Genomic DNA, 2,538 nt, shown 5'->3' with positions numbered 1-2,538 from the left:
GCTTCCGCTTCTCGCGCCTTGGCATCGGCCACTTCGGCTGCATCGTCCTTCTCTTCTGCCTGACGGACGAGTTCCGCAAGGTCTTCTTCTGTGTACTTGGATTCATACGCTTCTTTCTCTTCTTCGTTGTCACGCTCAATGTTATCAACAGCCGAATAGTCTGCTATGCGACCATACGACTTCGCCATGTTCTCATACTTGCCACCGATGCCGTCACCATTCTTAATCTGCGCTCCGGGCAGGTTGGGGTTCAGAAACTCGGTGGTCTGCAGGTTCTTGTCCTGCGTTTCCGCCACCTCCGTATTGAACATGTCAAAGACAAAATAGCCTGTGGCAATCAACGGGATGTACACGATGGCTGGCAGCATGTACTTCGGCTGACGGAAGTTTATCTTATCTGTTATTCTCATCGCTGTCTGATTTTGATGTTACTGACTTGTCTCGATTCTCCTCGTTGGTTCGATGCGTCACGGGAGGAGTGATGCAATGGGCTGCATTCATCATCTGCTTCATGCGCCCTTCCTGCCGCTCGATGGCACTTGCAGCCTCCGTCCGATGACCGTAATACCGCACCATCCTGTAGATGTTGATGCCGAAGCACGTGGCGACAAAGCCGAAGACGATGACGAGAAACAGCGTCTTGTGGGCATTGGCAAAGCCTTGCACCTTAGCCGCCGCACGGTCTATCCTCGCGGTCTTGGCAAACTTGCGCCCTGCCGCCACCTCCTTCTCATACCGCTTCTTGTACTTGGGGTCGTTCTTGTCGGGCATATCCTCGCCCACAAGCATCCGTCTGATTCCTTTTACACTCATACCGCTAGGATATTAGAAGTTTGACTTCGACTTCTGCTCAATATCCTTGTTGAGCAAGGTTCTCCAGTTCGTGATGAGCAGTCCATGAGGATTGTTCTCCGTCCTCGGCACGCGCTTCACCTGTCCCGCCGTCACCAATTCACGCATCAGAATATTGCTCCTTCGCTCTATCCTTTGCCTACCGTAGTAGGTGAACTCCATCTTCTCCTTGTTGAACTTGATGCTGTCGCAAAAGATGCTGAACACGGCACTCGTACCCATGATATTGTTGTAAAAGCCCTTTTCCTTCAGCGTATTGTACTGCGCCAAACCAGTTTCATCGACCAAATACATCGCCTTCTCCATCGAATAGCGGATGTACTTGTCATCGGGAGCAAGCGTAAAGAAGTAATGGTGGAACATCTCGATATGGCTCTTTGCCTCCACATCCAGCGTTTCCTCCATCGTGGTGCGGTTCACCAGTATGGGCACGTTGCCGTCCAATACATACACCTTTTGCTGCGCGTCCGTCACCATGCAGCGCGCCGTCCAGATGCTCGACACCGAGATGATGATGCAGCCCATGAGGAACGCAGAGCAGATGATGCCCACCAGCTTGATTTTGTTTTCTAAGTTCTTGATTACCATACGTTACTGCTTGTTTGAGGTCTGATTTCTCTTCATTCTCACATATTCACGGTGCAGGATGGTGTATATGTCCTTCTCAACTTCTTCCACCAGTTTGGCGTAATACTTGATGCAAGCCTCTACGTAGATGCCTTCGTATTTCAGTTGGATCCACACCCACCAGATGTCACGTTCACGTCTCCGTCGATTTCTGTAGATTTTGGCACGATGCAAGCGATAACTCAGGTAATCTACCATAGGCACTACATACTCGTCGTTATCCTCAAAGCCTTCTGCCATCTCCTCATACTGTGGGTCGATGTAGTTGTTTTCGGAATTGAAAAACTCTTCCTTTGCACGCTTGTTGGCAAACGCCATGAATTTCTCATCTTTGAGCCAACGCTCAATTTCATTTTTTGCTTTCATTTTTCTTGATGGTTACTTTTATTTGTTTCAATAGGAGGTGCGGTGACTCACCGCACACTCACATGTTATCTCATCACGGTCGCCATGGTTCCCGTAGCCGTCATCTTGGCTTGTTGTGCCACGCCCTCGCCGAAGTTTCGGGTTGAGAAGGCGGTGTCGCCCTCTGGTATCATCCATGCCGCAAGGTCGGGCACGAGGTTCAGGCATTTCAACGCCACGATGCTCGCTGCCATCAGATAGCCTGCCGAGAAGAACGAGTTTTGCAGATAGGCTGCCATCGTCTGCTCACTGGCGGTGATGGCCGTCAGGTTCTCTACCTGTATGCAGAGCACAATATCAAACAGCAACAGGACGTAGAAACCGACGAAGTAGAGCATGGCTCCGTAGAAATGAACTGTCAAATAACGGGTTAGCCACTTCGCCCACGCTCCTTCCCACTTGGGCAGCAACGAAAATGCCCATTGTATTGGACCGAATATAGTGAGCATTCCGAGCAATATCTGCTGACAGTATATCGTCGCCCACCAACCGATGCGGAACACGATCAGGCTATCAGCATCACTATCTTGTCGATGCCCACCACGGCCCCTGCCGTCAGTGAGGTGAACCACAGTTTGCTGGCATCCTTCTCCATGTTGGTCACTTCGTCCACGCCCGTCTGCTCCATCGTCGCCTCTATCAGGTTGGGGTCTG

3 protein-coding genes and 2 pseudogenes are annotated in these 2,538 nt (G+C 50.8%); all 5 read right to left on the bottom strand.

Annotated features, from left to right (window positions below; translation table 11 throughout):
• Window positions 1-410 (bottom strand): annotated as a pseudogene (locus DXA05_RS25905) (conjugative transposon protein TraM); the annotation flags it as partial.
• A complete protein-coding gene (locus DXA05_RS25900; RefSeq protein WP_005816127.1) occupies window positions 394-813 on the bottom strand; it encodes a hypothetical protein in 420 nt (139 codons plus the stop codon). The pseudogene DXA05_RS25905 and the gene DXA05_RS25900, both read right to left, overlap by 17 nt.
• 12 nt (window positions 814-825) lie before the next feature.
• A complete protein-coding gene (traK, locus tag DXA05_RS25895) occupies window positions 826-1,440 on the bottom strand; it encodes a conjugative transposon protein TraK (RefSeq protein ID WP_005816126.1) in 615 nt (204 codons plus the stop codon).
• A gap of 3 nt (window positions 1,441-1,443) precedes the next feature.
• On the bottom strand, window positions 1,444-1,845 hold the full coding sequence (locus DXA05_RS25890; protein ID WP_005816123.1) for a hypothetical protein: 402 nt from the start codon (window positions 1,843-1,845) through the stop codon (window positions 1,444-1,446).
• A 65-nt stretch (window positions 1,846-1,910) separates the two neighbouring features.
• Window positions 1,911-2,538 (bottom strand): annotated as a pseudogene (locus DXA05_RS25885) (hypothetical protein); the annotation flags it as partial.

Origin of the sequence: Bacteroides sp. AM54-2NS, from assembly GCF_003602935.1 — a bacterium.
In the GTDB taxonomy this organism is placed as follows: domain Bacteria; phylum Bacteroidota; class Bacteroidia; order Bacteroidales; family Bacteroidaceae; genus Bacteroides; species Bacteroides xylanisolvens.
Note: the sequence above shows the minus strand (reverse complement) of the source record. Positions and strands in the feature narration are given on the sequence as shown.